A 15,207-nucleotide genomic window follows, 5' to 3' on the forward strand; every position below is an offset into this window, starting at 1 on the left:
CGCCAAGGGGAGGCGTACTCTGCCAGGCCAAGCGGCGGACTGATACAATGCCAGTGCATCCCTCCGGGTACGGGTGATTTTCCCGATGTCAGCCTCGTGGTGGCAGAATGTGACCCACGCCTGTTTTGGGCTGAGTTATTTGCTGGCGTGGCTGCTGGAATGGCCGGCGTGGCTGCGGCCGGCGTGGCACCGCGTCTGCCACTGGGCGGCGGTGGGGTTCGGCGTGGCGGGCCTCATCGCCCATACGCTGTTTCTGGTCGTGCACCATCCGACGCCGGCGGCTCCGGACGGCTCGCTCCTGCTTCTGGCCTGGGTGCTGGCGCTGTTTTATCTGTACGGCACGCTGCATCAGGCGGGGCGGGCGTGGGCCTTGTTTTTACTGCCGGTCATCATCGGTCTGGTTGGGTTGTCCATCATGCTGAGGCGGCTGGAACCGACGGCCTGGCCGGCGCAGGTGCCGACGTGGATCAGCGGGGAGCGCTTCTGGGGGGCGCTGCACGGCACGCTCATCCTGCTGGCCTCGGTGGGGATCAGCGTCAGCTTTGTGGCCAGTCTGATGTACCTGCTCCAGGCGCGGCGCCTACGGCGGAAAATTGATCCGGGGCGCGTACTGCCGCTCCTGAGCTTGGAGCGGCTGGAGACGCTCAACCGTCGGGCGATTGCCTGGGCTTTCCCGCTGCTGAGTGCCGGGCTGCTCCTGGGGTTGGTTTTGTGGCGGCAGGAGCGCGGGGGGTGGGAGAACTGGCTGTCCGTGAAGGTGCTGTCCACGGGCGGGTTGTGGCTGGTGTTCGGGGTGCTGGTCTATTTGCGGTACGGGACGCATGTACCGCCCCGGCGCCTGGCCTGGCTGTCGATCGCGGCGTTTGCCTTGCTTTTGGTGGCCCTGATGGCCGCCCATCCCTTTGCCCCTGCGGGAGGGCCGGTATGAACCTCCGCGCCATCGGGTGCAATGTGGCCTCGGCCCCCGTGGAATTGCGGGAGCGTCTGGCTTTTGCGCCGCCGCTGTTGACCCAAGCCCTGGCGGAATTGACCGCGCGCTACGGGGTGGAGGCGGTGATTCTGGGCACCTGCAATCGGGTGGAGCTGTACCTGGCCCGCCCGGAGGTGGAAGCGCCGCTCCATGCCCCGCTGTTGGCGGAGTTTTTGGGGGAAGTGCACGGTCTGAGCGCCGAGGCCATCCTGCCCCATCTGTACGAGTATGCCGATGAGGAGGCGGTGCGCCATCTGTTCCGCGTGGCCTGCGGCCTGGACAGCGTGGTGCTGGGGGAAGCGCAGATCACGGGACAGGTGAAGGAGGCTTACGAGACCGCCCGGCAGGCGGGCAGCACCGGGAGCTTGCTCAACACGCTGTTTCCGGCGGCTTTGCGGGTGGCCAAGCGGGTGCGGACGGAAACCGGGATTGGTCGGGGGCATGCCTCCGTCTCCAGCGCCGCTGTCGATTTTCTCCTGACCGTCTTCGACACCTTCACGGACAAAGTCGTGCTGGTCATCGGCGCGGGCAAGATGGGCCGGCTGACCTTGCAGCACATCCGCGAGTTGCACCCGGCCCGTGTGCTGGTCACCAATCGCCATCTGGACAAGGCCCAGCGCCGGGCGGCGGAATGCGGCGGGCAGGTCGTCCCCTGGGACCAACTCGACGAGGCCCTGATCCAGGCGGACATTGTCCTGAGCACCACGGGGGCGCCAGAACCGATCGTCTCCCAGCGCCGCTTCGACGAGAAGGTGCGCTACCAGCGTTCCGGCCGACCGCTGGTCATCTTCGACATGGCCGTCCCGCGGGATTTCGACCCGGCTATCCACGACGGCGAAAGCGTCATCCTCTTCAACGTCGATGATCTGACCCGCGTGGCCAATCAGGCCCTGGCGGAACGGCGGCGGCACATTCCCGCCGCGGAAGCCATCATCGCCCAGGAAGTGCAGCAGTTCGTCCTGGATTGGAATCGCCGCAAGGATGGCCCCATCATCGGACGCCTGACCGCGGAAGTCGACCGCCTGCGGGAAGCGGTGGTCGGCCCGCTCTTGCAGCGCTTCAACGGCAAGCTGACCGAAGCGGACAAAGCCTACATCGAGGGGGCCTTCCGCCTCTTCCAGAACCGCTTGCTCCACGGCCCGATTGCCGCGTTGCAGGAAGCCAGCCGCTCCGGTCAGGGGCACACCTTGCGCGAAGCCATTCGCAAACTCTTCGGCCTCCAGGATTCCTGAACGACGTTGGACAATTCCTGGAAAAAGTCGGACAATCGGCTGTCCAAAGTCCCAGTGGATTGAGAAAAGGGGGGAAGTCGTCTGGCGGCTGGCCCCGAAGGCGAACGTCTTGCGGCCCTGCGCTGCCAGCGGCGGCGGACCACTTAGCGCTTCTCGTTCCAGGCTGGCTGCTGATACTTGGCGGCCTTCAGCTCGGCGATGCGCTGCTGTTCCGCCGGCGTCCAGCTGGCCGGGACCAGCTCGGCGTGGAGGAGTGCGGCGAAGCGGGCGGCCAGGGATTGGGCGAGTGCGGCGGGGGTGAATAGTTCCTGGCCCGCCAGGTCGAAGAGGCCGGGCAATTCCGGGGCGTAAGGGCTGCGGCGCAGGAGGATGCTGCCGTGTTGCAACAGAGCGCCGCGGTGCTTGCGCTGGGCGCTGCCGGCCACTTTGCTCCCGCCCAGGAGCAGATCGCCCGCCGTCTGGTGCAGGAAGCAGAGGACGTCGCCGAGCTTGCGTTCCTCCCCGCAGCGGACCAGATGGGCTTGCCCGGCTAAAGCGGTCTCTTCCAGCAGTTCGCGGAGCAAGCCGTGGAAGAGGCAAATCCAGGAGTTCTGGCGGAAGGCGAGCCGCGGCGGCAGGGCGAAGGCGTAGGTCAGTTCGTGATGGTGCAGGATGGCAGCTCCGCCGGTCGGGCGGCGCACCCAGGGCAGGGCCGCTAGCTCCGCTCGGTGCAACCGCATCGCTGCCGGCTGAAAGTAGCCCAGGGACAGCGTCGGCACGCTCCATTGATAGAAGCGAAGGGAGGCTTGCCCGCCGGTTGCGCTTTCGAGCAAAACTTCATCCTGGGCCATCTGGGACGGCCCATCATCACACGTCAGAGGCAGCAGTCGCAGGTGCAGGCTCATCACTCTATTCTAGGACAGCCAAATGGCTACGGGGTTCAGGGAAGGCGGGCGCAGCACCCGGAAAAGGGCGGCATCAGGGAAAGGCTGGTTTGTGGAAGTTGGGCAGCATCCGCGGGTGGGCAGCACCCGAAGAGGGGCGGCACGCGGAGGCAGGCGGCCGAAAGCGGAGGCAGGGCGGGGCGAGCCGGTCCGGGTGGCGATGCGGTGCAGAGGAGCGATGCGGTTCCGGGTGCGAGCCGCTCAGGAAGCGGCGGGGACCACCTGGGGCGTTTCTGCCGCCGGGGCCGCGGGAGCGGGCGGGGAGCTGGAGCTTGCGCCAGAGGGCTGCCAGCGCAGGATCGGCTGCTTGACCGCTTGCACTTCATCCGGACGGCTGATGGGCGTGGTGTGGGGCGCGGCGCGGAGGAAGTCCGGGTCCTCTTGCACAATGCGGGCCAAGGTGTCGGCGAAGGCATCCAGGGTCGCTTTGCTTTCCGTTTCGGTCGGTTCGATCATCAGGGCTTCGGGCACGACCAGGGGGAAGTAGACGGTGGGGGCGTGGATGCCGAAGTCCAGGAGGCGCTTGGCCAGGTCCATGGCGCGGACCTTTTTTTCCCGGAGGAGTTTGCGGGCGGACGCGACGAACTCATGCATGCAGGGGCCGGGATGGGGCACCTCCAGCACCTGGGCCACGCGGGCGCGCAGGTAGTTCGCATTGAGCACCGCCTGCTCGCTGACCTGCTTGAGGCCGTCCGGTCCGAGCGTGCGGATGTAGCAGTAGCCGCGCAGCAGAATTCCGACGTTGCCGTAGAAGGTGTGCATTTTGCCGATGCTCTTGGGGCGGTGGTAGTCCAGGCGGTAACGTTCCCCCTCGCGCACCACGACCGGGACCGGCAGGTAGGGGGCGAGGAAGTCGCGCACCGCGACCGGGCCGCTGCCGGGACCTCCGCCACCATGCGGGCCGGTGAATGTCTTGTGCACGTTGTAATGCTGCATGTCCGCCCCGAAATCCCCCGGACGGGTGATCCCCAAAATCGCGTTCATGTTGGCCCCGTCCAGATAGACCAACGCGCCGGCCTCGTGAAGCCAGTCCGTGATCGTGCGAATCTGCCGCTCGAACAACCCTAGCGTGTTCGGATTGGTGATCATAAAGACGGCCACATCCGGACCGAGTTTGCTCCGCAGATCGGTCAGGTCAACCAATCCCTGCGGCGTGCTCTTGACGGTGACGGTCTCGAAGCCGGCCAAGGTGGCGGAGGCGGGATTGGTGCCGTGGGCCGAATCCGGGATCAGCACCTTGCGGCGGTGGGTTTGCCCCTGGTCGCGGAAGTAAGCGGCGGCGATGAGTAGGGCGGTCAGTTCCCCCTGGGCGCCCGCCGCCGGTTGGAGCGACACCGCGGGCAAGCCGGAGATTTCCCCCAGAAACTCCTGCAACTCGTAAAGCAGCCGCAGGATGCCCTGGACCGACTCTTCGTCCTGATAGGGATGGAGGGCGGCAAAGCCGCTCAGGGCCGCCCAGCGTTCGTGCCGCTTGGGATTGTACTTCATCGTGCAGGAACCGAGCGGGTAGAAGTGGGTGTCGATGCTCATGTTCCGCGTGGACAGGTTGACGTAATGGCGGACCAGGTCCACCTCGCCGACTTCGGGCAGGGGCGGGGGCGCGGCGGCGCGATAGCGCTCCGGCAGGTCCGGCTCCGGGGATTCCGGCGGCACATCGCAGGCCGGCAAGCGGTGGCAGCGCCGGCCCGGCTGGGACAACTCGAAAATCAACTCCGTGGCGGCAACGTTGTTCATGGCAGTCTCGACGTTCCTGGGTTCGCCTGGGTTTTTGAGGTATCTGGGATGACTCGTGTCAGCTCGGTTTTGCAGGGATCGGGTGTCCGCAGGTTGTCGCTGTCCGCAGGTTGTCGGGGGTGCGGCGCGGGGGCGCGGCGGTGGTGTCACGGCCGGGAAGGCGGCCGGCAGTGGGCCAGGGCGTCGGCCAGGGCGTCGATCTCGGCGCGGGTTCGCTTCTCGGTGACGGCCAGGCTGAAGCAGTCGGCCAAGGAGGGGAACCAGCGTCCGAGGGGGAGGGCGGCGAGGAAGCCGCGCTGCCGCAATTGCTGGGGCAGGGCGTCCGTGGGTCCCGGCCAGCGCAGAGTGAACTCTTTGAAGAAGGGTCGGCGGAAGCGCAGCTCGGCTCCCGCCACGTCCGCCAGGCGCCGGGCGGCGTAGTGGGCCTTGCGCAGGCACAGCTCGGCGGTTTCCCGCAAACCCTGGGGGCCAAGCGCGGTCAGATAAACGCTGGCGCGCAAGGCCATGAGGCCCTGATTGGTGCAGATGTTGCTCGTGGCCTTTTCCCGCCGGATGTGCTGCTCGCGGGTTTGCAGGGTGAGCACCCAGCAGCGCTGGCCGTGGCGGTCCGTGGTTTGCCCCACCAGGCGGCCCGGCAAACGCCGAAGGTACGCCGGCTCATCCCGGCAAGCCAGGATGCCCAAATACGGCCCACCGTAGCCCAGGGGAATGCCCAGCCCCTGCCCTTCGGCCACCGCGATGTCCACGCCGCAATCCCCCGGACGGCGCAACAGGCCCAGACTGATCGGATCGAACACGGCGATGCACACCCCCCCCACCCGGTGGACCGCCGCGGCTAGGTCCGCCACCTCCTCCAGATGACCGAAGAAGTTCGGCGACTGCACCACCACAGCAGCGGTGCGGTCGCTCAGGGCGGCCTGCAGGTCGTCCGGATCGAGGAAGCCTTCCGGGGCGGGGAGCACCCGCAGCGAGCAGGGGAGATTGGCCAGATACGTCCCCAGGACCCGGCGGTACTCCGGATGGACCGTCTCGGCCACGAGCACCTCGCCGTCCTGTCGGCCCGTCACCCCCAGGGCCATCAGCACCGCTTCCGCCACGCCGGAACCCGCTTCGTAGAGGCTGGCATTGGCCACCCCCAGGCCGGTCAACTGACACATGAGCGTCTGATACTCAAAGATGACCTGGAGCGTCCCCTGACTGGCCTCGGCCTGATACGGCGTGTAGGCGGTGTAGTATTCGCTGCGGGAAGCGATGGCATCGACCACCGCGGGGATGAAATGGTCATACGCCCCGCCGCCGAGAAAGCACGGATACTGCGCCGCGGAGGCGTTCTGCTGCGCCAGCTCCTCCACCTGGCGGTGCAGTTCCAGTTCTGTCAGGGCCGGAGGCAGATGCAGGGGCCGGCGCAGGCGCACCTCCGGCGGTACCGCCACAAACAACTCCTCCACGCTCGGCACACCCAAATAGGCCAGCATCGCCTGTTGTTCTTCCGCAGTGTTGAGCAAGTACGACACGGCGAACCTCGAAACTCGAAAACAGAAAGCCAACCGCTTCAGAAAGCGGAACGTTGTTTTTTCTTCCGTTGCCAGCGTAGGATCGTTTCCTGCATCCCGCTAGCGTCGTGTTGTTCCCCGCGTCAGCGTCTTCGCGAGGGCCGCGAAGGTGTCCGACCGCCGCGGCGGCTGTTACCCTGCGTTCCAGGGGCATCCGCGCCGCCGGGAGTGCCGCGCCGGCAGCGCCGCCGCTCAGGCCGGTTGAGTGAGGAACCGCAGCGGGGAAGCCGCTCTTCACCGCCGGGTCTTCCCGTTGGGACCCCGCCGTTGGAAGGCTGGGCGGGGTCTCCGCGCCTGGGTCCGCCGCTGGGAGGACCGCCAGGCTGCCACGCCCTCGCTAGCCATCCCGCTGGCAGAGGCGGCGTGCCCTCGCTCGGTTCAGTGTCCTTCGGCGGCCAGTTGGGCTTCGTATTGCTCGGCGGTCAGCAGGTGCTCCAGGCTCACAGGCGGCTGGGGGCGGATTTTGATGAGCCAGCCGCGGCCAAACGGGTCCTCCAGGATCAGGGCCAGGTTCCCTTTGCGTCCGCTGGCCGGGTCATCGAGCAGCTCGCTGTTGCGTTCGGCGACTACGCCGCTGAGTGGAGCGTAGAGGTCGGAGGTCGATTTGACCGACTCGATGACGCCGAAGGGCTTGCCCGCTTCCACGGTGCTGCCCAGGGCCGGCAGTTCCAGGTACGTCGGCTCGGTCAACTGTTCGACGGCGAAGCGGGTGATGCCGACGGTGGCCAGCTCGCCGTCCCAGCGGACCCATTCGTGCGTGGGGGTGTAACGCAAATCGGGAGGATTGTGCATACTCACCTCGCTAGGAGAAACACTGGGGATTCGCACCGGTTTTCGGCCCGCCGCGATGGCTGGCCTGCGGCTTGTCTTCCAACGGCTGTCTCCGGACTGTCAGCCGGCCGGCGTCCGCTTGTAAAACGGCAGGGGGACCACCGCGGCCCGCAGGAAGGCTCCGGGCAGCTCGATCTGGAGCGGCGTACCCACGGCGGCAGAGTCCGGCATCACGTAAGCCATCGCTAGCGACAGCTCCAGGTAGGGGCAGAAACTGCCGCTGGTGACCGTGCCCACCGCTTGCCCTTCGGCGGACAGGACGCGGTGGCCCCTCCGGGCAGCCCGCCGCCCCTCGATTTCCAAGCCGACACGCACCGGCAGGGTCCGATCCTGGCGTGCCTGTTCCAGGGCACTGCGGCCGATGAAGTCTCCCTTGCTGAATTTCACCGCCCAGGCCAGCCCCGCTTGGATCGGGTTGATCTCCTCAGTCAGTTCGTGGCCGTAGAGGGGCATGCCCGCTTCCAGGCGTAAGGTGTCCCGCGCGCCGAGGCCGCAGGGCTTGACCCCGCGCCCCCGCAGGCGTTCCCACAGCTCCAGCGCGGCCTCCGCCGGCAGAACAATCTCGAAGCCGTCCTCCCCCGTGTAGCCGGTGCGGCTGGCCCACACCGCGGTGCTTCCGCACCAGGTCCGGCAGGCGAAATAGTATTTGAGACGGCGCAGGTCGTCCGCGAAGAGGTCCGCCACGGCTGCCGCGGCGGCTGGCCCCTGCACCGCCACCATCGCCGTTGCCAGCGTCTCGTCCTGAATCTGGACCGCCGCGCTGCGCCGGTGCTGCTCCAGCCAGGCAAGCACTTTGTCCCGGTTGGCCGCGTTGACCACCAGGCTGTATTCCTCCTCCGCCCAGCGGTACACCAACACATCGTCCAGCACCCCGCCGCGCTCGTGGCAGAGCAGGCTGTAGCGCACCTGGCCGGCCTGCATCGGAGCGATGGCATTGGTGCAGACGGAATCCAAAAGCTGAGTCGCGCCCGCCCCCCGGCAGCGCAGCCGACCCATGTGGGAGATGTCGAACATCCCCGCCTCTTTGCGCACCGCCAGGTGCTCGGCCACGATCCCCTCGTACTGGAGCGGCATGGCCCAGCCCGCGAAGGGCACGATCCGCGCCCCCTGCGCCAGGTGCCAGTCGTACAACGCTGTGCGGAGCAGTGTGCTCATGGCCCCGTGCTCCTCTCCCTAGCCGGGCGGGCCGGCAACAAGACAAGGGCGGCCTCCGCCCTGGAAACCACCCTTGCGCTTATCGTAGTCGCCGCGGGGGGAACTTCCACCACCTGCTGCGCAACTTCCTGCCCGTGTTCCTGTTCCCCCTTCCCTCCTTCCCTTCCTCTGGCAGACGCGCCCTCGATGGGAACACGCCCGCCGCGGGGGGAAGGGAATTAGGCCGCCCGGTGGGGAGCACGCCCTTCTGCTGAGGAACGCCTGTCCATCCGGGGGAACACGCCCGCCGCTGGGGGGAATGCCGTTCCACGAAGCTGCCCGGTGTGCGGCCCCGCCCCCTGGACCTAGGCTAATCCCGCAGGCGATCGCTGTGCCTGCTGGTTCCTGATCCTTTTCCGCCGACACCGGGAGGGTGCCATGCGCCGCTTGTTTCTGCTGCCGCTGTTGGTCAGTTGCCCCCTGCTGCTCGTGGGCCGGGAGGCCATGCCCGCTGCGGATGATTACACCTACGGCCCGGATTCCCAGGTCCAGCCGGGCGTACCCCAGGGCAAGATCGTCAAATTCGAGTGGAAGGAAAGCAAAATCTATCCCGGCACGCAACGGGATTGCTGGATTTACATCCCCGCCCAGTACGACGGCCAGACGCCCCTGTGCTTGATGGTCTTCCAGGACGGCTTCAACTACCTCAATCCCAACGGGCCATTCCGCGTCCCGATCGTGTTCGACAATTTGATCCACAAAAAAGAGATTCCCCCGATGGCGGGCGTGTTCGTCAATCCCGGCGTCTTTCCTGCCCGTAAGGGGAAGGATGGCAAATTCGCCTCCAACCGCAGCGTGGAGTATGACACCCTCTCCAAGCAGTATGCGGAGTTTTTGGAGAAAGAGATACTGCCGGAGGTGGCCAAGCATGTGAAGCTGCGCCCGGAGGCGGAAGCCCACGGCATCGGCGGCATCAGCTCCGGCGGCATCTGCGCCTTCACGGCGGCCTGGGAACGCCCCGATCTGTTCAGCAAGGTCCTCTCCCACGTCGGCAGCTTCACCAACATCCGCGGCGGGGACATTTATCCCGGCTTGATCCGCAAGACCGCCCGCAAGCCGATCCGCATCTATCTGCAAGATGGCAGCGGGGACCTGGACAACGAACACGGAAGCTGGCCGCTGGCGAACTTGCAGATGGCCGCCGCCCTCCGTTACATGCACTACGACTACAAGTTCGTCTACGGCGATGGGGCGCACAATGGCCGGCACGGCGGCGTCCTCCTCCCGGATGCCCTCCGCTGGCTCTGGCGCGATGTCCGCTGACGGCGGGAAACTGGTTCCGTCGATTGGTTCCGACCTGGGATGGGTTCCCCCCTTCAACTAGCTCCGTCGATTGGTTCCGACCTGGGATGGGTTCCCCCCTTCGGCTGGTTCCGCCGATTGGTTCCGGCCTGGGATGGGTTCCCCCCTTCGGCTAGCTCCGTCGATTGGTTCCGACCTGGGGTGGGCTCCCCCCTTCAACTAGCTCCGTCGATTGGTTCCGGCCTGGGATGGGTTCAGTCCTTCCAGTTGCCGCTGGGCCAGCTCTGGTCCCGCACCGGGGCGAGGATGCCCTGGACTTCAGCCAAAAGCTGCGAGTCCAGGGGTTGGTCCAGGGCCTGGAGGTTGACCAGCAGTTCGCTGCGGCGGGCGGTGCCGGTGAGGGTGCAGGGGATGCGTTCCTGGGCGTAGCAGAATTGCATGGCCAAAACGGCGATGTTTTGCCCGCGCCGCCGGCAGTGCTCGACCGCGGCCTGGCAGGCGGCCCGAATCTCCGGCCCGGCGGGATGCCACGGCGGCGGACCCTGCTCCGTCAGCAGCCCCAGGGCCAGTGGCGAGGCGTTGATCACCGCCGTCCCGCGTGCCTCCGCCACCGGCAGCAGCTCCGCCAATAGCCGCGTGTTCTGCAACGTGTAATGCGCGTAACTGATGATGACATCCAACTGGCAGCGCTCCACCGCCTGCCGCAATAGTCCCAACGGGTAGGCCGACATGCCGATGAAGCGCGTCTTTCCCTCCTGGCGGAGCTGTTGCAGGGTCTCGTAGGTCTGCGTGAAGATGGCCTCGTAATTGTCGGCAAACTCGATGTCGTGGGCCAGGAGAATATCGACGGCCTCCGTGCGTAGCCGGCGCAGAGAACCTTCCACGCAGCGGCGCAGACCCGCGGGGGAAAAGTCGAACACGTCCCGGTCCAGCCGCCCCGCTTTGGTGCAGAGAATCACCCGCTGGCGCAAACCGCCTTCCAGAATCCGCCCCAGATACTCCTCGGACAGCCCCTTGCCGTAGTAGGCGGAGGTGTCGATGAAGTTGACGCCGGCGTCGAGGGCAGCCCAGACGCAGTCCCGCGCCTCCTCGAAGGCCACCGGGCCGTACTGCTGTCCGATGGCCGCCCCCCCTTGCCCCAGCACCGACACTTCCAGCCCCGTGCGCCCCAACGGCCGGTAACGCATGGCCCCGCCTCCTCCTGCCCTCCGCCCACCTTTTTCCCTCGTGCCTCCGCCCCCGTTCGGATCACCTGAGCCTTTTCTTCCCCGCACCTTTAGCTCAGAGACACATGCCGCCCGGTGCGGATCGACTCCTCGATCGCTTCGATCATCTTCTGCGCCGTGATGGCGTCCTCCAGGGTGGACAGGGGCGCTTCCCCCTGCCGGATGCAGCGGTGAAGGAAGTGATAGACCTCGTTGGTGATCGACCCCTGGTAGGCGGTGTAGGTCTGGGAGTGGACCAGGCCGGGCTTGATCTCGACATGGTCGCGGTAGCTATAGCGGGTGCTGCCGCCGGTACCGATGACTTTGACCAGCACGGTCCAGGGATCGCCGGAGTGGTCATCCGCGGCGAAGCTGGCGCAGAAGTGGGCCAGGGCGCCATTTTCCAGGCGCATCTGCACCATAGCAATGTCTTCTTCCGTGTAGGTTTGGTAATGCAGGACCGCCTTCATGGCCGAGATTTCCACCGGTCGGCCCACCAGATAGAGCAGAATGTAGGAGTGATGGGTCAAAATCTGGCGGACGACGCCGGGGTAGCGCCGGGCCACCTCTTCGGGATGGTGGATATTGTAAAGCACATAGCAGGAGACGATCCGCCCCAGGTCCCCGCTGGCGACCAGCTCGCGGGTCCGCTGCATGCTGGCTTCGTAGATGTAATTGTGGCCGGGCATGCACACCCGTTTCTGCGCCTGGGCCAAGTCCCGCATGCGGGCGATCTCCGCCACGTTCACCCCGACCGGCTTTTCCACCAGCACATGCTTGCCGGCCCGCAACGCTAGCTCCGTGTAGGTCAGGTGGGTTTCCAGATTGGTCAGGACGAAGACGGCGTCGATGGCCGGGTCCTGCACCAGTTCTTCCGGCGTGGCATAGGTGCGGCAGCCGAACTCCCGCGCCCGCTGCTCGGCCCGGTCCGCCGAGCGGTTCCACAAGCCCACCAGGCGCGCCCCCGGACACTTCTGCACCGCACGGGCATGCAGCACCGAAACATCCCCCGCGCCGATAAAGCCAACCCCGATCGTCTCCGGACTGGTTCCCATACGACACGCTCCTGTGCGACAGCTCCAGCCACGGGAAGCGGACCTCTATCCCCTGGACCAGCGGCTGGCGTGGGGATCATCGTATCAGTCCCCCGTGGCATTGGCCGGAGGGAATTTTTTACTTCACTTCTTACGAAACCGAGTTATGATAGTCCAACTGGAGTGAGATCATGAGGTCGAAAATGCCCCGCAAGACCCGAACCCAGGACAATGATATTTTCCCTCGCAGGGACCGTTCCATCGCGATCTCGCTGAGTGAGCCACAACCAGGAGTACCGGGTGGACCCGCCATCGTGTCAACACGCCGGAGTGCATTCCGGACCGAACCGATGACCCAACCAGGACCGAACCGATGAGAGATCACAACCTTACCCGCATGCCCCCCGCCGGAAGTCGCGTACGGTTGAGCCTCGCAACGTCGAGCGACCCCGTGGTGGGGCCGAAACACCTCCTCACCGGGATGCGACCCCTGGCCCCGCCGGCGACGGCCCGACCGCTTTCCCGCCACGGCTGGCTCCGCGGTCTATTCCCGTGGATCATGGTGATCGTCACGATCCTCGGGGCTACGGCACCGGCGGCTCGCGCGACCGACCCGAACGCCTCGCCGCCAAACATCCTGTTTCTGTTCGCCGACGATCAACGGGCCGACACCATCGCCGCGTGGGGCAACCCACACATCCGCACCCCGAACCTCGATCGGCTCGTCGCTCACGGTTGCAGCTTCCGCAATAACTACTGCTTCGGCTCCAACAGCGGGGCGGTCTGCGTGCCCAGCCGGGCGATGCTCATGAGCGGCCGAACCTGGTTCGACGTGAAGCCGAATCTCGACGGTGTCCCCCTGCTACCCGAGATCCTCCGAGCTGCCGGCTACACGACCTTCGCCACCGGCAAGTGGCACAACGGCGAATCTTCCTTCGTGCGGGCCTTTCCGGACGCCCGTTCGGTCTTTTTCGGCGGGATGGCCGATCACACGAAGGTCCCCGTCGCGGACGTGAGCGGCGGCAAGGTCACGAATCGCCGAGTGGCGAAGAAGTTCTCTAGCGAGGAATTCGCAGACGCCGCGATCGAATTCCTCAACGGCTACAAGGGAAGAAAGCCGTTCTTCTGCTACGTCGCCTTCACGGCCCCGCACGACCCCCGGAACCCACCCGAGAAGTACCGCGAGATGTACTACCAGGCTCGCCCGCCGCTGCCCGCGAACTTCCGCCCGCTGCCGGCCTTTGACAACGGGTTGACGAAGAATATCCGCGACGAGAACCTTGCCCCCTACCCGCGAACCAAGGAAGTCGTGGGGGATCAGTTGTGTGAGTACTACGGCCTCATCACCCACCTGGACGAGCAGGTGGGCCGCATCCTGAAGGCACTCGAGAAAAGCGACTACGCCCAGAATACGATTGTCGTGTACACGGCCGACCACGGCCTGGCGATGGGCAGTCACGGGCTACTCGGCAAGCAAAGCCTGTACGAGCACAGCATGAAGTGCCCGCTGGTCATCGCCGGTCCGGGTATCCCCGCCGGGAAGACGATCGACGCCTTCACCTACCTATTCGACCTATTCCCCACAATCTGCGAATGGGCCGGAGCCAAGCTGCCGGAGAAAGTCGCCGGGGAAAGCCTTCGTCCGCTGTGGGTTGGTGAGAAGAAGCAACTCCGGGACTCCGTATTCCTACCGTTCAGCGGACTCATGCGTTCGGTGCGGGACGAACGGTGGAAACTGATCGTCTACCCGCCCATCAACCACCGAGAACTGTTCGACCTGAAAACCGACCCCGGTGAGACGCGGAACCTCGCCGCCGAGCCGGGATTCGCCGCCGAGGTCGAGCGACTCACAACGCTTTTGACCGACTGGCAACGGAAGGTGGGCGACACGCAACCGCTCAGCGTCACCAAGCCAAAGCCGAAGGAGGTGCGATTCGACGACTTCGACCGCAAGCCGGACAAATGGCAACCCCCGTGGATCGTGGAGAAATACTTCGGAAAGCCTTGACCCGAAGTTTGCCTTCCATCGCACACTGTACCAAAGCAGGTACGATGCCCTGACGCACATCGTGCCCTCACGCGCACTGCACCCCGACTCACCCCCAACTCGGAAGCACACCGTTCCGGGATGCCCGGAACGCCGAAGCCCTGATGGCCCTAGAGGCGCTTGACCAATCGGGCCAATGGGAGGCCTAATGGCTAACCCAAGCCAAAATTCCAGCTTAGCGCCGTCAGAAATTCTGCTCAGGCCCCTTCTTACTTCCCCTCTGTCGTTCGGGCTGGAGAGAAACCTGGCCGGGCACCTACCGGAGGGGCAGCCGGGGCGGGAACGGTGCGCTGCGGGAGAAAATTAGGCGCCGGCTTGGTACCCCGTTTGCACAGAAGCAACGGTCAAGGGACGGTGCGGGCGTGCCTCGTGGTGTCGCACCTGTGTCCAGGTTCAGCATACTTGGCGGTGTCGCACCGGTGTCCGGGTTCAGCACGCTTGGCGGTGCCGCACCCGCGCCCCACTCCAGACTGCGGAGGACTTCGCGATGCTCAAAATTCGCACGATTCTGCACCCGACGGATTTTTCCGAGCCGTCCCAGGCGGCTTGGGAGTTGGCTTGCGCTTTGGCCCGCGATTACAACGCCCGCCTGCTCATCCTGCATGTCTATTCCCCGCCTCCGGTTTACGCTCCCGACGGCATCGCCATGCCTCTGCCCCAGGAAGAACCGGCCAGTCTGCAGGCCCGCCTCGCCGCTCTGCGCCCCCCGGATGACCGCATCCCCTACGAACACCGCCTCCTCGAAGGCGAACCTGCGGAAAAAATCCTGGAACTGGCCCAACAGGAACACGCCGACCTCATCGTCATGGGAACTCACGGCACCACCGGCCTGGCTCGCTTGCTCGTCGGCAGTGTCGCCGAAAGCGTCTTGCGTAAAGCCCCGTGCCCCGTCCTGACGGTCCGCGCCGCCGCCCTCCCCGCGGTCCAAACGTGACTTTGACCCCTCCTCCACGGGCGAACACGGGGCGGGTTCTGCCAGCCCGCATCGGCCCAGCGCCAAACAGACACAGTCCTTGTAACCCTGCCGCACAGCCTTGGGACAAAATCCGGCCAGCCCGACGGAACGGTCCGAGCACCGGAGGCGAAGCGGCTTCGGAACGGACCGCCAGAATGTGTGCGACGCCGGATGGCCTTCCCCTGCAACGTGTGAGCGGATTCCCCCCTCTCATTAATTGAGGACTTTTTTCTCCAAAATCGAGGCCGAGCCGGGCGTCTGGTACGGCCTGTGCATAAAGCTTCTGG

Annotated in this window: 12 protein-coding genes; 5 read left to right on the forward strand and 7 right to left on the reverse strand. The window is 65.9% G+C overall.

The window, feature by feature from the left end:
• The first annotated feature begins 85 nt into the window (after positions 1 to 85).
• Positions 86 to 928 (forward strand): cytochrome c biogenesis protein CcsA, encoded by an 843-nt coding sequence (gene ccsA / locus H0921_RS12505; protein ID WP_194538592.1) that lies wholly within the window; start codon positions 86 to 88, stop codon positions 926 to 928.
• On the forward strand, positions 925 to 2,202 hold the full coding sequence (hemA, locus tag H0921_RS12510; RefSeq protein ID WP_194538596.1) for a glutamyl-tRNA reductase: 1,278 nt from the start codon (positions 925 to 927) through the stop codon (positions 2,200 to 2,202). The genes ccsA and hemA overlap by 4 nt, the downstream gene beginning before the upstream one ends.
• 143 nt (positions 2,203 to 2,345) lie before the next feature.
• Here the strand turns inward: hemA and H0921_RS12515 are convergent, their stop codons facing one another.
• From H0921_RS12515 to gcvT, 5 genes are all read right to left on the reverse strand, one after another.
• Complete coding sequence (locus H0921_RS12515; RefSeq protein WP_194538597.1) at positions 2,346 to 3,086, reverse strand: lipoate--protein ligase family protein; 741 nt, start codon at positions 3,084 to 3,086, stop codon at positions 2,346 to 2,348.
• A gap of 240 nt (positions 3,087 to 3,326) precedes the next feature.
• Complete coding sequence (gene gcvPB, locus H0921_RS12520) at positions 3,327 to 4,859, reverse strand: aminomethyl-transferring glycine dehydrogenase subunit GcvPB (RefSeq protein WP_194538598.1); 1,533 nt, start codon at positions 4,857 to 4,859, stop codon at positions 3,327 to 3,329.
• Positions 4,860 to 5,005: 146 nt separating this feature from the next.
• Positions 5,006 to 6,373, reverse strand: coding sequence for an aminomethyl-transferring glycine dehydrogenase subunit GcvPA (gcvPA, locus tag H0921_RS12525; RefSeq protein ID WP_194538599.1), 1,368 nt, complete (start codon positions 6,371 to 6,373; stop codon positions 5,006 to 5,008).
• Positions 6,374 to 6,790: 417 nt separating this feature from the next.
• Positions 6,791 to 7,204, reverse strand: coding sequence for a glycine cleavage system protein GcvH (gcvH, locus tag H0921_RS12530; RefSeq protein WP_228499575.1), 414 nt, complete (start codon positions 7,202 to 7,204; stop codon positions 6,791 to 6,793).
• Positions 7,205 to 7,303: 99 nt separating this feature from the next.
• A complete protein-coding gene (gene gcvT, locus H0921_RS12535; RefSeq protein WP_194538601.1) occupies positions 7,304 to 8,398 on the reverse strand; it encodes a glycine cleavage system aminomethyltransferase GcvT in 1,095 nt (364 codons plus the stop codon).
• A 417-nt stretch (positions 8,399 to 8,815) separates the two neighbouring features.
• Here gcvT and H0921_RS12540 point away from each other — a divergent pair, with 417 nt between their 5' ends.
• On the forward strand, positions 8,816 to 9,700 hold the full coding sequence (locus H0921_RS12540) for an alpha/beta hydrolase (RefSeq protein ID WP_194538603.1): 885 nt from the start codon (positions 8,816 to 8,818) through the stop codon (positions 9,698 to 9,700).
• 233 nt (positions 9,701 to 9,933) lie between these two features.
• Here the strand turns inward: H0921_RS12540 and H0921_RS12545 are convergent, their stop codons facing one another.
• Both H0921_RS12545 and H0921_RS12550 read right to left on the reverse strand, forming a co-directional pair.
• The gene (locus tag H0921_RS12545) at positions 9,934 to 10,866 is read right to left on the reverse strand and encodes an aldo/keto reductase (protein WP_194538605.1); all 933 of its coding nucleotides are present in this window, start codon (positions 10,864 to 10,866) and stop codon (positions 9,934 to 9,936) included.
• A gap of 89 nt (positions 10,867 to 10,955) precedes the next feature.
• Complete coding sequence (locus H0921_RS12550) at positions 10,956 to 11,939, reverse strand: Gfo/Idh/MocA family protein (RefSeq protein WP_194538607.1); 984 nt, start codon at positions 11,937 to 11,939, stop codon at positions 10,956 to 10,958.
• 352 nt (positions 11,940 to 12,291) lie between these two features.
• Between H0921_RS12550 and H0921_RS12555 the strand changes: the two genes are divergently transcribed.
• Together H0921_RS12555 and H0921_RS12560 are read left to right on the forward strand one after the other, a co-directional pair.
• A complete protein-coding gene (locus H0921_RS12555; protein WP_228499578.1) occupies positions 12,292 to 13,926 on the forward strand; it encodes a sulfatase-like hydrolase/transferase in 1,635 nt (544 codons plus the stop codon).
• Between the two features lie 526 nt (positions 13,927 to 14,452).
• Complete coding sequence (locus H0921_RS12560) at positions 14,453 to 14,899, forward strand: universal stress protein (protein ID WP_194538609.1); 447 nt, start codon at positions 14,453 to 14,455, stop codon at positions 14,897 to 14,899.
• Positions 14,900 to 15,207: the final 308 nt, after the last annotated feature.

It is taken from the genome of Thermogemmata fonticola, from assembly GCF_013694095.1.
In the GTDB taxonomy this organism is placed as follows: Bacteria; Planctomycetota; Planctomycetia; order Gemmatales; family Gemmataceae; genus Thermogemmata; species Thermogemmata fonticola.